The 18,765-nt window shown below is 72.4% G+C and carries 18 protein-coding genes; 15 read left to right on the plus strand and 3 right to left on the minus strand.

Annotated elements, in window-relative coordinates:
- Positions 1 to 57: 57 nt before the first annotated feature.
- Entirely contained in the window at positions 58 to 1,209 is a 1,152-nt protein-coding gene (locus ACWEQO_RS30165; protein ID WP_361460024.1) for an NADH-quinone oxidoreductase subunit D, read from the plus strand.
- A 47-nt stretch (positions 1,210 to 1,256) separates the two neighbouring features.
- Here the strand turns inward: ACWEQO_RS30165 and ACWEQO_RS30170 are convergent, their stop codons facing one another.
- Positions 1,257 to 2,315 carry an SAM-dependent methyltransferase gene (locus ACWEQO_RS30170; RefSeq protein ID WP_452985931.1) on the minus strand — a complete coding sequence of 353 codons (1,059 nt, stop codon included), beginning with the start codon at positions 2,313 to 2,315 and terminating at the stop codon, positions 1,257 to 1,259.
- A 93-nt stretch (positions 2,316 to 2,408) separates the two neighbouring features.
- Between ACWEQO_RS30170 and ACWEQO_RS30175 the strand changes: the two genes are divergently transcribed.
- The 3 genes from ACWEQO_RS30175 to ACWEQO_RS30185 all read left to right on the plus strand — a co-directional run bounded on the left by ACWEQO_RS30175 (position 2,409) and on the right by ACWEQO_RS30185 (position 5,019).
- On the plus strand, positions 2,409 to 3,611 hold the full coding sequence (locus tag ACWEQO_RS30175; RefSeq protein ID WP_361460021.1) for a sensor histidine kinase: 1,203 nt from the start codon (positions 2,409 to 2,411) through the stop codon (positions 3,609 to 3,611).
- Positions 3,612 to 3,683: 72 nt separating this feature from the next.
- Positions 3,684 to 4,355 carry a response regulator gene (locus ACWEQO_RS30180; protein WP_452985932.1) on the plus strand — a complete coding sequence of 224 codons (672 nt, stop codon included), beginning with the start codon at positions 3,684 to 3,686 and terminating at the stop codon, positions 4,353 to 4,355.
- Positions 4,356 to 4,386: 31 nt separating this feature from the next.
- Entirely contained in the window at positions 4,387 to 5,019 is a 633-nt protein-coding gene (locus ACWEQO_RS30185) for an AAA family ATPase (RefSeq protein ID WP_452985933.1), read from the plus strand.
- Positions 5,020 to 5,237: 218 nt separating this feature from the next.
- Here the strand turns inward: ACWEQO_RS30185 and ACWEQO_RS30190 are convergent, their stop codons facing one another.
- Complete coding sequence (locus ACWEQO_RS30190) at positions 5,238 to 6,473, minus strand: threonine aldolase family protein (RefSeq protein WP_452985934.1); 1,236 nt, start codon at positions 6,471 to 6,473, stop codon at positions 5,238 to 5,240.
- 134 nt (positions 6,474 to 6,607) lie between these two features.
- Here ACWEQO_RS30190 and ACWEQO_RS30195 point away from each other — a divergent pair, with 134 nt between their 5' ends.
- The 10 genes from ACWEQO_RS30195 (at position 6,608) to ACWEQO_RS30240 (ending at position 15,144) form a co-directional block, all read left to right on the plus strand.
- The gene (locus ACWEQO_RS30195) at positions 6,608 to 7,585 is read left to right on the plus strand and encodes a Rossmann-like and DUF2520 domain-containing protein (RefSeq protein ID WP_452985935.1); all 978 of its coding nucleotides are present in this window, start codon (positions 6,608 to 6,610) and stop codon (positions 7,583 to 7,585) included.
- Complete coding sequence (gene panC / locus ACWEQO_RS30200) at positions 7,582 to 8,577, plus strand: pantoate--beta-alanine ligase (protein ID WP_361460013.1); 996 nt, start codon at positions 7,582 to 7,584, stop codon at positions 8,575 to 8,577. The genes ACWEQO_RS30195 and panC overlap by 4 nt, the downstream gene beginning before the upstream one ends.
- Positions 8,578 to 8,588: 11 nt before the next feature.
- A complete protein-coding gene (locus tag ACWEQO_RS30205; RefSeq protein ID WP_361460055.1) occupies positions 8,589 to 10,349 on the plus strand; it encodes an L-aspartate oxidase in 1,761 nt (586 codons plus the stop codon).
- 5 nt (positions 10,350 to 10,354) lie between these two features.
- A complete protein-coding gene (nadC, locus tag ACWEQO_RS30210; RefSeq protein ID WP_452985936.1) occupies positions 10,355 to 11,365 on the plus strand; it encodes a carboxylating nicotinate-nucleotide diphosphorylase in 1,011 nt (336 codons plus the stop codon).
- 8 nt (positions 11,366 to 11,373) lie between these two features.
- Positions 11,374 to 12,171, plus strand: coding sequence for a type III pantothenate kinase (locus tag ACWEQO_RS30215; RefSeq protein WP_361460010.1), 798 nt, complete (start codon positions 11,374 to 11,376; stop codon positions 12,169 to 12,171).
- 151 nt (positions 12,172 to 12,322) lie between these two features.
- Positions 12,323 to 13,078, plus strand: a complete 756-nt coding sequence (locus tag ACWEQO_RS30220) for a hypothetical protein (RefSeq protein WP_452985952.1) — start codon at positions 12,323 to 12,325, stop codon at positions 13,076 to 13,078.
- Positions 13,079 to 13,142: 64 nt separating this feature from the next.
- The gene (locus tag ACWEQO_RS30225) at positions 13,143 to 13,322 is read left to right on the plus strand and encodes a hypothetical protein (protein WP_452985937.1); all 180 of its coding nucleotides are present in this window, start codon (positions 13,143 to 13,145) and stop codon (positions 13,320 to 13,322) included.
- A 218-nt stretch (positions 13,323 to 13,540) separates the two neighbouring features.
- Positions 13,541 to 13,978, plus strand: coding sequence for a BlaI/MecI/CopY family transcriptional regulator (locus ACWEQO_RS30230; RefSeq protein ID WP_452985938.1), 438 nt, complete (start codon positions 13,541 to 13,543; stop codon positions 13,976 to 13,978).
- Positions 13,979 to 13,987: 9 nt separating this feature from the next.
- The gene (locus ACWEQO_RS30235; RefSeq protein ID WP_361460004.1) at positions 13,988 to 14,521 is read left to right on the plus strand and encodes an amino-acid N-acetyltransferase; all 534 of its coding nucleotides are present in this window, start codon (positions 13,988 to 13,990) and stop codon (positions 14,519 to 14,521) included.
- A gap of 287 nt (positions 14,522 to 14,808) precedes the next feature.
- Positions 14,809 to 15,144 (plus strand): histone-like nucleoid-structuring protein Lsr2, encoded by a 336-nt coding sequence (locus tag ACWEQO_RS30240; RefSeq protein ID WP_202281346.1) that lies wholly within the window; start codon positions 14,809 to 14,811, stop codon positions 15,142 to 15,144.
- Here the strand turns inward: ACWEQO_RS30240 and ACWEQO_RS30245 are convergent.
- A complete protein-coding gene (locus ACWEQO_RS30245; RefSeq protein WP_452985939.1) occupies positions 15,123 to 15,755 on the minus strand; it encodes an SCO3374 family protein in 633 nt (210 codons plus the stop codon). The genes ACWEQO_RS30240 and ACWEQO_RS30245 overlap by 22 nt on opposite strands.
- Before the next feature lie 431 nt (positions 15,756 to 16,186).
- Between ACWEQO_RS30245 and ACWEQO_RS30250 the strand changes: the two genes are divergently transcribed.
- A complete protein-coding gene (locus tag ACWEQO_RS30250) occupies positions 16,187 to 18,712 on the plus strand; it encodes an ATP-dependent Clp protease ATP-binding subunit (RefSeq protein ID WP_361460001.1) in 2,526 nt (841 codons plus the stop codon).
- The last annotated feature ends 53 nt before the right edge of the window (positions 18,713 to 18,765 follow it).

The following is an 18,765-nucleotide window of genomic DNA, read 5'->3' on the forward strand; positions in this document are numbered from 1 at the left end:
GGAGTGCGCGGGTCCCGGCGGGCGTGGGCTCCCGCGGGCGTGGGGGAGACTGGGGGCATGACTCCTACGACGGAGACCACGGTCGGCATCGGCGGCGCCGCGGAGAGCACCGACATGGTGCTCAACATCGGGCCCCAGCATCCGTCCACGCACGGCGTGCTGCGGCTGAGGCTCGTCCTGGACGGCGAGCTCATCAACCACGCGGAGCCCGTGATCGGCTACATGCACCGGGGCGCGGAGAAGCTGTTCGAGGCGCGCGACTACCGCCAGATCATCATGCTGGCCAACCGCCACGACTGGCTGTCGGCGTTCTCCAACGAGCTGGGCGTGGTCCTCGGGGTGGAGCGGATGCTCGGCATGGAGGTCCCCGAGCGCGCGGTGTGGCTGCGCACGCTCCTCGCGGAGCTGAACCGGGTGCTCAACCACCTGATGTTCCTCGGTTCCTATCCGCTGGAGCTCGGCGGCATCACGCCGATCTTCTACGCCTTCCACGAGCGCGAGGAGCTCCAGCACGTCATGGAGGAGGTCTCCGGCGGGCGCATGCACTACATGTTCAACCGCGTGGGCGGCCTCAAGGAGGACCTGCCGGCGGGATGGACCACCCGCGCGCGCGCCGCCGTCGCCGACGTGCGCTCCCGCATGGACCGCTTCGACGACCTGGTGCTCGGCAACGAGATCTTCCGGGGCCGCACCCGCGGGGTGGGCGTCCTCTCCGCGGACGCCGTGCACGCGTACGGCGTGAGCGGGCCGATCGCCCGTGCCTCGGGCGTCGACTTCGACCTGCGCCGCGACGAGCCGTATCTCGCCTACGGCGAACTGGGCGACGTCCTGAAGGTCGTGACGCGCCGGGAGGGCGACTGCCTCGCCCGCTTCGAGTGCCTCCTGGAGCAGACCTACAACTCCCTCGACCTCGCCGACGCCTGTCTCGACCGGCTCGCCGACCTGCCGCCGGGACCGGTCAACCAGCGGCTCCCGAAGGTCCTCAAGGCGCCCGAGGGGCACACCTACGCGTGGACCGAGAACCCGCTCGGCATCAACGGGTACTACCTGGTCAGCAAGGGCGAGAAGACGCCGTACCGGCTGAAGCTGCGCTCGGCGTCGTACAACAACATCCAGGCGCTCACCGAACTGCTGCCGGGGACGCTGGTCTCGGACATGGTGGCGATCCTGGGGTCGATGTTCTTCGTGGTGGGCGACATCGACAAATAGCTGACAAATAGCTGCCGAACAGCCGCCGAGCAGCCGACGCGCCGGGGTCAGTCCGCGAGGACGTCCGGGATGCCCACGGGCTGCAGCAGCCACCCGAAGTCGCCGAACCCGCCCGGTGCGGTGAGTTCGGCGGCCTGGGAGGCGCCCGCGAGGGCGCGTACGTAGCCGGCGGGGTCGGTGGACGCCAGCGTGAGCGGGGGGCGCGCGCCGGTGAGGCCCAGGGAGCGCAGGGCCGCCCGCTGGGGGAGCAGCCGGGCCCCGGGGAGCGCGCAGGCCGCCGCGCAGGAGTCGAGGGCGACGTGCGCGGTGATGTCGCACGACCCGTCCGGCACGGGAGTCGTCTCCCGCCCCTCCCGGAAGCCCGTGAGGGTCCCGAAGGGCGGGCGCGCCCCTGCCGAGTGCGCGTAGTCCACGGCGACGGCGAGCCCCCGCCGGAGGGTCCCGACCGCCGACGCCCACGCCACGTCCCGGGGCAGTCCGATCTCCGCCCGCAGCCCCTCCCCGGCCGGCAACGGCCACCAGTGGGCCAGCCACTCGGCCTCCGGGCCCGTGACCGGCGCCCCGAGCCGTTCCGTGCCGTCCTCCCGCACCAGCACCAGGCGCGAGGTGCCCTCCGGATCCACCTCGACGACCTCCAGGGGCACGTTGTCCAGCCACTCGTTGGCGAACAGCAGCCCGGTGACCCCTTCCGGGGGCTCGGTGCGCCACTCGACGCGGCGGTCGAGTCCGCCGGGCCGGACGGCGAGTTCGACGGCGTACGCGCGCACGCGTGCCGCCACCTCGGCGGGCAGCGCGGCGAGCACGCCCGTGACCAGTTCGCCCCGGCCCGCCCCCATGTCCACGAAGTCGAGCACCGCGGGCCGCCCCAGCGCCTCGTCGACCCGGCACAGCAGCCGGGCCACGGCCCCCGCGAACAGCGGTGAGGCGTGCACCGACGTACGGAAGTGCCCGGCGGGCCCCTCCGGCCGACGGTAGAAGCCGTCCGGCCCGTACAGGGCGGCCCGGGTCGCCGCCCCCCAACCGCGCCAGCCGCCTTCCACCCCCGCCGTCACCGGCGCCCCTCGCTCCTCGTCACTGTCACGGGGCCAGGTTAAGCATGCGGACATGCCGGGCCTCCACCTTGCGGAGTACGCGTGCCGAGCGGGGATCGGCCCTCCGGTTGACCCCTGCACGCGCTTTGCTTCCCTACGCTGGGTTACGTGCAGCGCTTCTATGATTTTCTCCGCAGACACCCGACAGGGGTCGACGGCTTCTGGAGCGTGGTCCTGTTCGGGATCTCGCTGTTCAGCGGAGCACCCGTCGAGGAGGGCCACGGGACCCCGCCGAAGGCCCTGGCCGTGACGGTCATGCTGCTGCTGTCGCTGGTCGTCGCGCTGCGCCGCCGGATGCCGGAGCGGATGCTGGTCCTGGCCGTCGTGGTGGGCCTGCTCCAGGTGGTCCTGAACGTGGCGACGGTACCCGCCGACTTCGCGCTGCTGGTGATCGTCTACACGGTCGCCGCCGTCGGCGCCCGCTGGGCCTCCCGGCTGGCGCTGACCGCCGGCCTGTGCGCGGCTCCCGTGGCGCAGGCGCGCTGGCCGTTCGAGGAGGTGAGCGTGGCGGGCAACATCGCCATGGTCGTCTTCCTGACCGTGCCCTTCGCCCTCGCCTGGGTGCTCGGCGACTCCATGCGCACCCGGCGTGCCTACTTCGCCCAGCTGGAGGAGCGCGCCGCCCGGCTGGAGAAGGAGCGCGAGGCGCAGGCCAAGGTCGCGGTCGCCGCCGAACGCGCCCGCATAGCGCGCGAACTGCACGACGTCGTCGCCCACAACGTGTCGGTGATGGTGGTCCAGGCCGACGGCGCCGCCTACGTCCTCGACGCCGCGCCCGACCAGGCGAAGAAGGCCCTGGAGACCATCTCCTCCACCGGCCGCCAGGCCCTCGCCGAGATGCGCCGCCTGCTCGGCGTGCTGCGCACCGGCGAGCACGAGGAGGCCGGCGAGTACGTGCCGCAGCCCGACGTGCAGCAGATCGAGGACCTCGTCGAGCAGTGCCGGGAGTCCGGACTGCCGGTGGACTTCAAGGTGGAGGGCACCCCGCGTCCGCTGCCCAGCGGCGTCGAACTCACCGCGTACCGCATCGTGCAGGAGGCGCTCACCAACACCCGCAAGCACGGCGGGCCCGACACGGGCGCCAGCGTGCGCCTGGTGTACTTCGACGACGGTCTCGGCCTGCTGGTCGAGGACGACGGCAAGGGCGCCCCGCACGAGCTGTACCAGGAGGGCGGGTTCGACGGCCAGGGCCACGGTCTGATCGGCATGCGCGAGCGGGTCGGTATGGTCGGCGGCACCCTGGACGCGGGTCCGCGGCCGGGCGGAGGATTCCGCATCAGCGTCCTGCTGCCGCTCAAACCCGGCCCCTGACGCCCGGACGCCCGCACACACCCCTTGCCGACCCTGCAACACTGGCCCGGAACCGTACTGGAAGAGGACCCGATGGCGATCCGCGTGATGCTCGTCGACGACCAGGTGCTGCTGCGCACCGGGTTCCGGATGGTGCTCGACGCCCAGCCGGACATGGAGGTCGTGGCGGAGGCCGGCGACGGTGTGGAGGCCCTCCAGGTGCTGCGCGCCACCGCCGTCGACGTGGTGCTCATGGACGTCCGGATGCCGAAGCTGGACGGGGTGGAGGCGACCCGCCGGATCTGCGCGGACCCGGACCCGCCGAAGGTGCTGATCCTGACCACCTTCGACCTCGACGAGTACGCCTTCTCCGGGCTGAAGGCGGGCGCCTCCGGCTTCATGCTCAAGGACGTGCCCCCGGGCGACCTGCTCGCCGCGATCCGCGCGGTGCACAGTGGCGACGCCGTGGTCGCGCCGTCCACCACCCGCCGGCTCCTGGACCGCTTCGCCCCCATGCTGCCGACCACCGCCGAGCAGCCCCGGCACAAGGCGCTGGAGCGGCTCACCGAGCGGGAGCGGGAGGTCATGGTGCTGGTCGCGCAGGGCCTGTCCAACGGCGAGATCGCGGCCCGGCTGGTGCTGTCGGAGGCGACGGTGAAGACGCACGTGGGCCGCATCCTCACCAAGCTGGGACTGCGGGACCGGGTGCAGGTGGTGGTCCTCGCCTACGAGACGGGCCTGGTACGGGCCGGCGGACACGGCTGACCGGGAGCCCCGGCGTCGGTAGGGTCGGCGCATGCTGCTGTGGATCAACGGCCCTTTCGGGGGCGGTAAGACACAAACCGCGTACGAGATACACCGTCGTCTCCCGGGCAGCGTCGTCTGCGACCCGGAGCACGCCGGATTCGGGCTGCGCCGCATGCTTCCACCCGAACTGCGTGAGGACTTCCGGGATTTGACCTCCTGGCGGCAGGGTGTCGTCGAGGTCCTCGACCTCGCCCTGACCCGGCACCACGGCGTCGTGATCGCGCCGATGACGGTCACGGACTCCGGCCACTTCGCCGAGACGGTCGGCCGGCTGCGCGAACTCGGCCACGAGGTCCACCACTTCGCCCTTCTCGCCGAACGCGAGACGGTGCTCGGACGGCTGCGCGAACGCGGCCTCGAACGCCTGCTGCGCTCCGTCGCGGGGAAGAAAACGGTCCCGCACCGGGAGAGTTGGGCCGTGCGGCAGCTCGACCACTGTCTGGAGCGGCTCACCGGACCGGAGTTCGCCGAGCAGCTGTGGACGGACCGCACCACCGTGCCGAAGACGGCGGACCGCGTCGCCGTACTGGCGGGACTGGAGCTGCGCCCCCACGGCGGGGGCCCGCTGCGCACCCGGCTGCGGCAGGCGCGCGTCGGACTCCGGCACATCCGCTTCGACTGAGGCCCCCGCGGACGCCGCCGCCCCCGCGGACGCCGCCGCCCCCGCGGACGCCGCCGCCCCCGCGGACGCCGTCGGCCTCGCGGGCGCTGTCGCCCGGCCGCCCCCGCAGGTGTCGTCGGCCTCGCGGGCGCTGTCGCCCGGCCGCCCCCGCAGGTGTCGTCGGCCTCGCGGGTGTTACCGCCCGGCCGCCCCCGCAGACGTCGCCGACCCCGCGGGCGCTAACGCCCGGCCGCCCCCCGTGCCGTCTCCGGCAGCCGGGTCACGAAGTCCGCGGCCGCCGTCCGCACGTCCTCGGGGGACCACTCCAGACCGGCCGCCCGCACGTACACCTCGGTGAGTGCCAGGCCGGGACCCCGCTGCTCCCAGCCGTTGGCGAACAGCATGGCCCCCGTCTCCTCGGCCGTGCGGATCGCCGCCCGCGCGAGGACCTCCGCGTCGTACGGCAGCCACACCTGGAAGTCGTGGGTGTGCGGCACCTCGGGATGGACGCGCGCCCACGGCACCCCGGCCGCCGCCAGGCCCGCGCGCAGCGCGGCGGCCACCACCTGCGCGTGGGTGACGTACTCCGGCAGCCGGGGCAGCTCCCGCTCCAGGCCGATCAGGGCCGACAACGCGGTCGGGAACTGCTGGAAGACGGTGCCGCCGTACCGGTGCCGCCAGGCCTTCGCCTCCGCCACCAGCGCCCCGGGGCCGGCGAGGGCCGCGCCGCCGAAGCCGTCGAGCGACTTGTAGAACGACACGTAGACGCTGTCCGCCAGGCCGGCGATCTCGTCCAGCGGCCGGCCGAAGTGGACGGCGCACTCCCACAGCCGGGCCCCGTCGAAGTGCACCACGGCCTCGCGTTCCCGCGCGGCGGCCACCACCTCGGTGAGCTCCTCCCAGGTGGGCAGCAGGAAACCGGCGTCCCGGAGGGGGAGCTCCAGCATCAGCGCGCCGAAGGGCTCCTCGAAGTCCCGCACCTCGGCGGCGGTCGGCGTCCTGGGCTCGCTCGTCACCCGCACCGGACGCAACCCGGCGACCCGGCTGAACGCGTTCCGCTCGTGGACCTCGGGGTGGCTGAGCCCGTGCAGGGCGACGACGGGGCTGCCGGTACGGCCCGCCCAGCAGCGCAGCGCCACCTGCTGGGCCATCGTGCCGGTCGGGAAGAACGCGGCGGCCTCGGTGCCGAGGAGCCCGGCGACCCGCTCCTCCAGCGCCTCGACGACACCGTCGCCGTACAGGTCGGACGCCTCGTCCAGGTCGTACCGGCCGTCCGCCTCCGCCAGCAGCGCCAGCCGTTCCCGGAGCGTGCCCAGGAACCCGAGGCGGGCGAGGACGCGCGGAGCGGCGCGGTAGGCGGCGACCCGCCGTTCGCGGAGCTCGCGCTGCCCCTCCCCGCCGGTGCGCCGCCCGCCCTGCTCTGTTTCCGCTTCCGCTTCTGCTTCCGCCATGTCGTTCCCCGCCGCACCACTCATGCCCGGCATCATCCCCCGGGCGGGAGAGCGAGGGCATCAGGGTTTCCGCCGAACATCCGGGGAACCGATCGCGTTAACATGACGAGAAATCGTCCGGTACCCCGAGCGGACTGGAACGGGAAGGCCGCCCTCGCGTGAACACAGCCCCACAGCCGGATCCCAGGGACCGCCCCGCGCGGCTCACCGTCGGCGTCGTCGGCGCCGGGCGGGTGGGCCCGGCCCTGGCCGCCTCCCTCCGGCTCGCCGGACACCGCCCGGTGGCCGTCTCCGCGGTCTCCGCCGCGTCCAGGAGGCGCGCCGAGCAACTGCTCCCCGGCGTACCGGTGGTCCCGCCCGCCGAGGTGCTGGAGCGGGCCGAACTGGTGCTGCTGACCGTCCCGGACGACACGCTGCCCGAGCTGGTCTCCGGGCTCGCCGGGACGGGTGCGGTGCGGCCGGGGCAACTCCTCGTGCACAGCTCCGGGCGGTACGGAGCGAAGGTGCTGGACCCCGCCCGGCGGGCCGGGGCGCTGCCGCTGGCCCTGCACCCGGCGATGACGTTCACCGGCACCCCCGTGGACGTGCAGCGGCTCGCCGGATGCTCCTTCGGCGTGACGGCGCCCGAGGAGCTGCGGTTGGCCGCCGAGGCGCTGGTGATCGAGATGGGCGGCGAGCCGGAGTGGATCGCCGAGGAGAGCCGCCCGCTCTACCACGCGGCCCTCGCCCTGGGCGCCAACCACCTGGTCACCCTGGTCGCGCAGTCCCTGGAACTGCTGCGCGCCGCCGGGGTCGAGGCCCCCGACCGGATGCTCGGCCCGCTGCTCGGCGCGGCCCTGGACAACGCCCTGCGCTCCGGCGACGCGGCCCTCACCGGCCCCGTCGCGCGCGGCGACGCCGGCACCGTCTCCGCGCACGTCGCCGAGTTGCGGCGGCACGCCCCGCAGACCGTCGCCGGCTACCTGGCGATGGCCCGCGCGACCGCGGACCGCGCCCTCGCCCACGGCCTGCTGAAGCCGGAGCTCGCCGAGGACCTGCTCGGGGTGCTCGCCGGCGGGACGACGGGCGCCACCGGCGGAACAGGCGCCCCCGGTGAAGGCGAAGGCGAAGGCGAAGGCGGAGGCGAACCCCGATGACCACCACCCTGCTGCGCACCGCCGGGGAACTGCACGCACGCACGCGTACGGGCCGCCGCGCCGTGGTGATGACCATGGGCGCCCTGCACGAGGGCCACGCCACCCTGATCCGCGCCGCCCGTGACCTCGCGGGCGCCGACGGCGAGGTCGTGGTCACCGTCTTCGTCAACCCGCTGCAGTTCGGCGAGGGCGAGGACCTCGACCGGTACCCGCGGACCCTGGACGCCGACCTCGACGTCGCCGGACGGGCGGGCGCCGACGCCGTCTTCGCCCCGTCGGCCGAGGAGGTCTACCCGGGCGGCGAGCCCCAGGTCCGGATCAGCGCCGGCCCCATGGGGGAACGCCTGGAGGGCGCCGTCCGCCCCGGCCACTTCGACGGCATGCTCACCGTCGTCGCCAAACTGCTGCACCTCACACGCCCCGACGTCGCCCTGTACGGCCAGAAGGACGCCCAGCAGCTCGCCCTGATCCGCCGCATGGTGCGCGACCTGAACTTCGGCGTCGACATCGTCGGCGTCCCCACCGTCCGCGAGGACGACGGACTGGCCCTGTCCAGCCGCAACCGCTACCTCTCCGCCGCGGAGCGGCGCACCGCCCTCGCGCTGTCCGGCGCGCTGTTCGCCGGCCGGGACCGGCACGCCGCGCAGGAGGCGCTGCGCGCGCGGGCCCGCGAAGTGCCCTCCACGCACGCGCGGGCCGAGGCGCTCAACGCGCTGGGCGAGGCCCGCGCGGCGGCCGACGCGCACGCCGTCGCCACGGCGGCCGGCCCGGCGGCCGTCCTCGCCGCCGCCCGCCAGGTCCTCGACGGGGCGGCCCACCTCACCCCGCCGCTCACCCTGGACTACCTGGCCCTGGTCGACCCCTCGGACTTCACCGAGATCGACGACGGCTTCACCGGCGAGGCCGTCCTCGCGGTGGCCGCCCGGGTCGGGACGACCCGGCTGATCGACAACCTCCCCCTGACCTTCGGCACCCTCGGAGCCGCCTCGTGACCAGCACCGGCATACGCCCGCCCGTCGCCCGCCACCACCCTCGAACGAGAGCGCTTCGCGCTCGCCCCCGTTTGCATGCGCCCGCGCCCGGGTGGTCCATCGACGCGGACGTCGTGGTCGTCGGCTCCGGTGTCGCCGGACTGACCGCGGCGCTGCGCTGCGAGGCCGCCGGGCTGGCCACCGTCGTGGTCACCAAGGCCCGGCTCGACGACGGCTCCACCCGCTGGGCCCAGGGCGGCATCGCCGCGGCCCTCGGCGAGGGCGACACCCCCGAGCAGCACCGGGACGACACCCTGGTGGCCGGAGCGGACCTGTGCGACGAGGAAGCGGTCCGCATCCTCGTCACCGAGGGCCCCGACGCGGTACGCCGTCTCATCGCCACCGGCGCCCACTTCGACGAGTCCTCCGAGGGCGGCCTGGAACTGACCAGGGAGGGCGGCCACCACCGGCGGCGCATCGCGCACGCGGGCGGGGACGCCACCGGCGCGGAGATCTCCCGCGCGCTGGTGGAGGCCGTGCGCGCGGCCGGGACGCGCACCATCGAGAACGCGCTCGTCCTGGACCTGCTGACGGACGCCGAGGGCCGCACCGCGGGTGTGACCCTGCACGTCATGGGGGAGGGCCAGCACGACGGCGTGGGGGCCGTGCACGCCCCCGCGGTGGTGCTCGCGACCGGCGGCATGGGCCAGGTGTTCAGCGCGACCACGAACCCCTCCGTCTCCACCGGCGACGGCGTGGCGCTGGCCCTGCGCGCGGGCGCCGAGGTCAGCGACCTCGAGTTCGTCCAGTTCCACCCGACTGTCCTGTTCCTCGGCCCCGACGCGGAGGGCCAGCAGCCCCTGGTCTCCGAGGCGGTGCGCGGCGAGGGCGCCCACCTGGTCGACGCCGACGGCGTGCGCTTCATGGCGGGGCAGCACGAGCTCGCCGAACTCGCCCCGCGCGACATCGTCGCCAAGGGCATCATGCGCCGGATGCGGGAGAAGGGCGCCGAGCACATGTACCTCGACGCCCGCCACTTCGGCGCCGAGATGTGGGAGCACCGCTTCCCGACGATCCTCGCGGCCTGCCGCGCCCACGGCATCGACCCGGTCACCGAGCCCGTCCCGGTCGCCCCGGCCGCCCACTACGCCTCCGGAGGCGTCCGCACCGACTCCCGGGGCCGCACCACCGTCCCCGGTCTGTACGCGTGCGGGGAGGTCGCCTGCACCGGCGTGCACGGCGCCAACCGGCTCGCCTCCAACTCCCTCCTGGAGGGCCTGGTCTACGCCGAGCGGATCGCCGCCGACATCGCCGCGAGCCGGACCGGGGACACCCTCCGCGCGCGCGTGCCCCAGCCCTTCCCGCAGGCCGACCGCCCCGGGCACCCCCTGCTCCCCCCGGAGGCCCGCCTCACCATCCAGCGGATCATGACCCGGGGAGCCGGTGTGCTGCGCTCCGCCGACTCGCTGGCCCGGGCCGCCGAGGAGCTCCGGCGGCTGCACGCCGAGGCCCGTGACGCCCTCGACGAGAACGGCAAGACCGCCGAGCCCGGCGTCGACACCTGGGAGGCCACCAACCTCCTGTGCGTGGCCCGCGTCCTGGTCGACGCCGCGCGGCAGCGCGAGGAGACCCGCGGCTGCCACTGGCGCGAGGACCGGCCCGAGCGCGACGACACCGCCTGGCGCCGGCACATCGTCGTACGGCTGAACCCGGACCGCACGCTGGCGGCGCACACCACCGACACCACGGACTTCCCCCCGACCCTCCCCCTTCACGCCCTCCAGGAGCAGTGACTGCCGTGACCACCCCAGATCTTCCCCTCGTCCCGTCCGGCGGCTGCGGCGACGGCTGCGCCTGCGGCGAGACCCCCGACGGACACGACGGACACGACGGATACGACGGATACGACGACTACACGGAGTGCGGCCTCGACCCCGCGCTCGCCCAGCTCCTGGCCGACGCCGGTCTGGATCCGGTGGAGGTGGAGGACATCGCCCAGGTCGCCGTCCAGGAGGACCTGGCGGGCGGTGTGGACGTGACGACGGTCGCGACCATCCCGGAGGACGCCGTCGCCACCGCCGACTTCGCCGCGCGGGAAGCGGGCGTCGTGGCGGGCCTGAGGATCGCCGAGGCCGTCGTCTCGGTGGTCTGCACGGCGGAGTTCGAGGTCGAACGGCACGTGGAGGACGGCGACCGGGTGGAGGCCGGCGACAAGCTGCTCTCCGTCACCGCCCGCACCCGGGACCTCCTCACGGCGGAGCGCAGCGCCCTGAACCTCCTGTGCCGTCTGTCGGGCATCGCGACGGCCACCCGCGCGTGGGCGGACGTCCTGGAGGGCAGCAGGGCCGAGGTCCGCGACACCCGCAAGACCACCCCGGGCCTGCGTTCCCTGGAGAAGTTCGCGGTGCGCTGCGGCGGCGGCGTCAACCACCGCATGTCGCTCTCCGACGCGGCCCTGGTCAAGGACAACCACGTCATCGCCGCGGGCGGTGTCGCCGAGGCATTCCAGGCGGTTCGGGAGCGCTTCCCCGACGTGCCGATCGAGGTCGAGGTCGACACCCTGCACCAGCTCCGCGAGGCCGTCGACGCCGGCGCCGACCTGATCCTGCTGGACAACTTCACGCCCGGCGAGTGCGAGGAGGCCGTGGCCGTCGTCGCCGGCCGGGCCGCGCTGGAGGCGTCCGGCCGGCTCACCCTCGGCAACGCCAAGGCCTACGCCGACACGGGGGTCGACTACCTCGCCGTGGGCGCCCTCACCCACTCCTCGCCGATCCTGGACATCGGCCTGGACCTGCGGGCAGCGGAGTAGGGCCGGCCATGCTGCTGACGATCGACGTGGGCAACACGCACACCGTCCTGGGGCTGTTCGACGGCGAGGACATCGTCGAACACTGGCGGATCTCCACCGACCCGCGCCGCACGGCCGACGAGTTCGCGGTCCTGCTCCAGGGCCTGATGGGCATGCACCCCCTGCTCGGCGACGAACTGGGCGACGGCATCGACGGCATCGCCATCTGCGCGACGGTCCCCTCCGTCCTGCACGAACTCCGTGAGGTGACCCGCCGCTACTACGGCGACGTGCCCGCGGTGCTGGTCGAGCCGGGCGTGAAGACGGGGGTGCCGATCCAGTTCGACCACCCCAAGGAGGTCGGCGCCGACCGCATCATCAACGCGGTCGCGGCGAACGAGCTCTACGGCGGCCCGGCGATCGTCGTCGATTTCGGCACCGCCACCACCTTCGACGCGATCTCGGTGCGCGGGGAGTACGTCGGCGGGGTCATCGCCCCCGGCATCGAGATCTCGGTGGAGGCCCTCGGGGTCAGGGCCGCGCAGCTGCGCAAGATCGAGGTGGCGCGGCCCCGGAGCGTGATCGGCAAGAACACGGTCGAGGCGATGCAGTCCGGCATCGTCTACGGCTTCGCCGGCCAGGTGGACGGAGTGGCCCGCCGGATGGCCCGCGAGCTCTGTGACGACCCCGACCGGGTGACCGTCATCGCGACGGGCGGACTGGCGCCGATGGTCCTGGGCGAGAGCGAGGTCATCGACGAGCACGAGCCCTGGCTGACCCTCATCGGCCTGCGCCTGGTCTACGAACGGAACGTGTCGCGGATGTGAGGCAACGGGCGTCTTCCACTCGGGGCGCCCTCCACCCGGGACGCCTTCCACCTGGGTGGACGCCCCGCGCCACACCCGTTCGCTATGCGAGGTTTGTCTGATTAGCGCGTATCGTCACGGCATGCCCACGCCCTACGGAACGCGCGGCGGCATGGTGTTCGGCGCCGAGGAGCTGCGTGTGCTCCGCCGCGCCCTCGCCCTCGCCCCGCACCCCACGTCCGCCTCGGCCGAAGACGTCCAGGACTGCCTCCGCCTCGCCGCCTCCCTCGACGAGGCGATGCGGGAGTACACCAGGCTGCGCGCCTTCCTGGTGGCCGACCTCGGCCGCTACCGCGCCGCCCTGCCCGGTACCGCCGCCGGCTATCTGGTGCTCCTGGAGGAGGCGCTGGGCGCCGGGTACCGGCCCGACCCCGACGACCTCGCCGCGCTCCGGGCGCTGCGCGGCAACCCCACCGCCGCCGCCCTCCTGGACCGCTGCCGGCTCCTTGCCGAACAGGACGTACGCGCCCGCCTCGCCGGCCGCGCGGTCCCCGCCGCCGACCCCCTGCCCGGCGCCCCGGCCTCCCGCGTCCGGCTCCTCGCCCTGCCGGGCGGGCAGGCCCGGGGTGCCGGGGACGCCGAAAGGGTCGAGGGGATCGAAAGGGCCGAAGGGATCGAAGGGGTCGAAGAGGCCGAGGGCGCCGAGGGCTCGCAGCAGTCGGAGCGGCCCGAGAGGAGCGAGGGGACCGGGAAGCCCGAGAGGAAGCCGGAGCACGAGCCGTCCGTCCCGCGGCCCGAGCCCGTGCCGCACCCGGCTCCCGCTCCCGGCGCGCCGAAGCCCGGCCGCCCCTTTCCCACCCCGGGCGAGGTCTTCCCCCGCCGCAAGCCGGCTCCGCCCCCGTCGGGCCGGCGGCTGGCCGCGGGCTGAAAAACCCGCCGCACCGCGCCCACCCCGGCCCGGTCGTCCGTCGCGCCCTGGCTACTCTGGACCCATGGAATACGTCGCCGCGTTGCTGCCCCCGGCCGTCATGGCCGCCCTCTTCATCGCTGTGATCCGGGTGATCGTGAAAACCCAGGGCGGCGCCAACAAGGCCAAGGAGGACGCCGCCGTGGACGCGGCCCTCGCCCGCGCGGAGAGCGCCCAGCGGTCCTCCGCCAAGGCCGACGGCTGACCGGTCCGGGCGTACGGCCCGCGTGGGGTCGGGCGCGACGCGCGCACCCTTTTTGTCCGCGTTCGCCGGCGTTCATCAGCACTCATCGGCGTTCATCAGTGTTCATCGGTGTTCGCTGATGTTCACCCGTGTTCAAGCGCGTTCGATAAGCAGTGGGCGCTGTTTCCCACTACTGTGCAGTTGTGCCCCGGCCATTGGGAGAACTCGAAGACGCGGTCATGACGCGGGTGTGGAAGTGGAACCGCCCGGTGACCGTTCGGGAAGTCCTGGAAGATCTGCAGAAGGAACGGTCCATCGCGTACACCACGGTGATGACCGTTCTGGACAATCTCCATCAGAAGGGCTGGGTGCGCCGCGAGGCGGAAGGCCGGGCCTATCGATATGAGGCGGTCTCCACCCGTGCCGCCTACGCCGCCGCGCTGATGAACGAGGCGTGGTCGCAGAGCGACAACGCCGCCGCCGCACTCGTCGCCTTCTTCGGCATGATGAGCGAGGAACAGCGTCAGTCCCTCAGGGACGCGGTACGCGTTGCCGGACTGCCGGAAACAGCGGAACAACCCCGCCCGACCGAACAACCCGGATCCGCTCGACGGCCCGGCCAGGTGGAACCTCCGGGCGAGAACCCCGCCTCCGCAGAGGGCCGCGGCGGGCGATAGCGTCCGCTCATGTCAGCAGACAGCCCCGATGTCACCGCAAAAGCCATCACCGTCCGCCGGGCCCGTACCAGCGATGTCCCGGCGGTGCGCCGCCTCCTGGACGCCTACGTCCGCAAGGGCATCCTGCTCGACAAAGCGACGGTGACGCTTTACGAGGCGATCCAGGAGTTCTGGATCGCGGAACGGGACGACAACGCCGAGGTGGTCGGCTGCGGCGCGCTGCATGTGATGTGGGAAGACCTCGCGGAAGTCCGCACTCTCGCCGTGAAGCCCGGTCTGAAGGGCGCCGGCGTGGGCCACCACTTGCTGGAGAAGTTGCTGCAGACCGCCCGTTGGCTCGGTGTTCGCCGGGTTTTCTGTCTGACCTTCGAAGTCGACTTCTTCGGCAGGCACGGCTTCGTGGAGATCGGTGAGACGCCGGTCGACACCGATGTGTACGCCGAGCTGCTGCGTTCCTATGACGAGGGAGTCGCGGAGTTCCTGGGTCTCGAACGAGTGAAACCGAACACCCTGGGCAACAGCCGCATGCTTCTGCATCTGTGATCGTCGCCGTTCCGCAGTCGTGTTCCGCACCCGGCGCCATGCGGCGGAGGGCCCCGCACGCAACGCCAAGGCGTATTCCGCATCGCGTCTTGACCTCGCTCCCTATGTCCGAAACGCGCACGTTTCCGGGGTGCGGGAGGGCGGCGGACCTCTCCTCGGGGTTTGTGTTTTTCCGTCAAAAGCGGTTTGCTTTCCGAGGTACTGCAGTAGTTCATATAACAAGGGGACGGCGATACGGCGGATGCCGGTACATCCCGGTCCTCAAGTTGTCGATGAAAGGAAATCCGGTGGCACAGAAGGTTCAGGTCCTTCTTGTCGACGACCTCGACGGCGGCGAGGCGGACGAGACCGTGACGTTCGCGTTGGACGGCAAGACATACGAGATCGATCTCACCACCGCCAATGCGGACAAGCTCCGCGGCCTTCTCGAGCCTTACGTGAAGGGCGGCCGTCGTACGGGAGGCCGTGCTTCGGGTGGGCGTGGAAAGGCCCGCGCCTCTTCCGGCGGCAACCAGGACACCGCGGCGATCCGCGCCTGGGCGAAGGCGAACGGTCACGAGGTCAACGACCGCGGCCGTGTCCCCGCGGCCATTCGCGAGGCCTACGAGCGGGCGAACGGCTGAGCGTCGGCCCGACCGGCCTCGCGCGTGCCGACCGGTGGCCGGCCGCAGGCGCGCAGCAGTCGAATGCGGTGGCACTCGGTGGCCACCGTGCTCACCACTCGTACGAGATCGGGGGCGCCGTCCCGGCCCCCCGTCGCCGACAGTGTCGGCAGCGAGGCCTCGACCTCGCGCCCCGGCCCGGGGGGTCGCAGCCAGACGACGGCGGCCCCCTGTGAACCGGCGCGGCCCGCAGACGGCCGGAGAGCGCCGCGGCCGGCCGCGGGGGGCGCCGGAGCGTCGATGAGACCGCCCGCGCCGATCGCGGTGAGATCGAGGGCCAGCGTGCCCCACTCCAACCAGTCGAGCAGTCCCGGCAGTTCCTCCGCGCTGCCCGCGGCCACCAGCAGCAGCATCCGACCGCGCTGCAGGGCCACCGGGAACCCCGCGTCCGCCGGTCCCGGCCGCCGCCCCGCCCGCCCGTCCCCCCGCAGGCGCTCCAGCGCCGCGTGTCCCGCCTCGGCGGGCACGTCCAGGACGTCGAAGCGCACCCCCACCGACAGGCGCACCGGGTTCCCGGGCACCGTCGGCCAGCCCCGCTCGTTCTCGTACCAGTGCCGGACCGGATCGACCATGCCAAGTGCAACCCCCGGAAGGCCGTTCGGGTTACGCTGGGTGCGCATGTATGCGCACAGGGTGTCGAACAGGGGGGTGTGAGGGAGTGCGGGGAGGTGCAAGGTTGTTCGCCCGTAGCGGAGGGAACCCGTGCACTCGGCATGGATGGTCGGTGGCAGCGGGTAAGACATCCCTAGTGGGAGGGGGCGACACGCAGGACGGGGACGTATTCCGTTCGCCACGGGCGTACTGGAGATGGGGGTAACCACCTGGCCTGCGGGAACATCGTCTCGCACCATCGGGTTGAAGCATATGTCGGCGTTCGGGGTCAGGAGGCCATCGAGGGTGTCGGCAGTAGGAATGAGCGGTCCCCGCTTGCGGGACTAAGCTGCGGAAGGACAGGGAGGGGAAGTTCCCCCCACTGCCTGACCGCTCTGAGGAGCGATTAACGATGTTCGAGAGGTTCACCGACCGCGCGCGGCGGGTTGTCGTCCTGGCTCAGGAAGAAGCCCGGATGCTCAACCACAACTACATCGGCACCGAGCACATTCTCCTGGGCCTGATCCACGAGGGTGAGGGTGTCGCCGCCAAGGCCCTTGAGAGCCTCGGGATTTCGCTCGAGGCGGTCCGCCAGCAGGTGGAGGAGATCATCGGCCAGGGGCAGCAGGCGCCGTCCGGCCACATCCCCTTCACTCCCCGTGCCAAGAAGGTGCTCGAGCTGTCGCTCCGCGAGGCGCTGCAGCTGGGTCACAACTACATCGGTACGGAGCACATCCTGCTCGGCCTGATCCGCGAGGGCGAGGGTGTCGCCGCCCAGGTCCTGGTCAAGCTGGGCGCAGATCTGAACCGGGTGCGGCAGCAGGTCATCCAGCTGCTCTCCGGTTACCAGGGCAAGGAGACCGCCACCGCCGGCGGTCCTGCCGAGGGCACCCCCTCCACGTCCCTGGTCCTCGACCAGTTCGGCCGGAACCTCACCCAGGCCGCCCGCGAGTCCAAGCTCGACCCGGTCATCGGGCGCGAGAAGGAGATCGAGCGGGTCATGCAGGTGCTGTCCCGCCGTACCAAGAACAACCCGGTGCTGATCGGTGAGCCCGGCGTCGGCAAGACCGCCGTCGTCGAGGGCCTCGCCCAGGCCATCGTCAAGGGCGAGGTGCCCGAGACCCTCAAGGACAAGCACCTCTACACCCTGGACCTCGGTGCCCTGGTCGCCGGCTCCCGCTACCGCGGTGACTTCGAGGAGCGCCTGAAGAAGGTGCTCAAGGAGATCCGCACCCGCGGCGACATCATCCTGTTCATCGACGAGCTGCACACGCTGGTCGGTGCGGGCGCCGCCGAGGGCGCCATCGACGCGGCCTCCATCCTGAAGCCGATGCTGGCCCGCGGTGAGCTGCAGACCATCGGTGCGACCACGCTGGACGAGTACCGCAAGCACCTGGAGAAGGACGCGGCCCTGGAGCGCCGCTTCCAGCCGATCCAGGTCGCCGAGCCGTCCCTGCCGCACACCATCGAGATCCTCAAGGGCCTGCGCGACCGGTACGAGGCGCACCACCGCGTCTCCATCACCGACGAGGCGCTGGTCCAGGCGGCCACCCTGGCCGACCGGTACATCTCGGACCGCTTCCTCCCGGACAAGGCGATCGACCTGATCGACGAGGCCGGTTCCCGGATGCGCATCCGCCGGATGACCGCGCCGCCGGACCTGCGCGAGTTCGACGAGAAGATCGCCGGTGTCCGCCGGGACAAGGAGTCCGCGATCGACTCGCAGGACTTCGAGAAGGCCGCCTCGCTGCGGGACAAGGAGAAGCAGCTCCTGGCCGCCAAGGCGAAGCGGGAGAAGGAGTGGAAGGCCGGCGACATGGACGTCGTCGCCGAGGTCGACGGCGACCTGATCGCCGAGGTCCTCGCCACGGCCACCGGCATCCCGGTCTTCAAGCTGACCGAGGAGGAGTCCTCGCGTCTGCTGCGCATGGAGGACGAGCTCCACAAGCGGGTCATCGGCCAGATCGACGCCGTCAAGGCGCTGTCCAAGGCGATCCGCCGTACCCGCGCGGGGCTCAAGGACCCGAAGCGTCCCGGTGGCTCGTTCATCTTCGCCGGTCCGTCCGGTGTCGGTAAGACCGAGCTGTCCAAGGCCCTCGCCGAGTTCCTCTTCGGTGACGAGGACGCGCTGATCTCCCTCGACATGTCGGAGTTCAGCGAGAAGCACACGGTCTCGCGCCTCTTCGGTTCGCCCCCCGGCTACGTGGGCTACGAGGAGGGCGGTCAGCTGACGGAGAAGGTGCGCCGCAAGCCGTTCTCGGTCGTCCTCTTCGACGAGGTCGAGAAGGCCCACCCGGACATCTTCAACTCGCTGCTGCAGATCCTGGAGGACGGTCGCCTGACCGACTCCCAGGGCCGGGTCGTGGACTTCAAGAACACGGTCATCATCATGACGACCAACCTCGGCACCCGGGACATCTCCAAGGGCTTCAACCTGGGCTTCGCCGCCGCGGGCGACAAGAAGACCAACTACGAGCGCATGAAGAACAAGGTGTCGGACGAGCTCAAGCAGCACTTCCGTCCCGAGTTCCTCAACCGTGTCGACGACGTGGTCGTCTTCCCGCAGCTCACGCAGGAGGACATCCTCGCGATCGTCGACCTGATGATCCACAAGGTGGACGAGCGCCTGAAGGACCGGGACATGGGCATCGAGCTCTCCCAGTCCGCCAAGGAGCTGCTGTCCAAGAGGGGCTACGACCCCGTGCTGGGCGCCCGGCCGCTGCGCCGGACCATCCAGCGCGAGATCGAGGACTCGCTGTCGGAGAAGATCCTCTTCGGCGAGCTGCGTCCCGGTCACATCGTGGTCGTGGACACCGAGGGCGAGGGCGAGACCGCCACCTTCACCTTCCGCGGTGAGGAGAAGTCGGCCCTGCCCGACGTCCCGCCGATCGAGCAGGCGGCCGGTGGAGCCGGCCCGAACCTCAGCAAGGAAGCGTAAGCGTCACGGCAGCCGAGAGGGGCCGGTGCCCGAGCAGGGCACCGGCCCCTCTC

This window comes from Streptomyces sp. NPDC004051 (assembly GCF_053604275.1).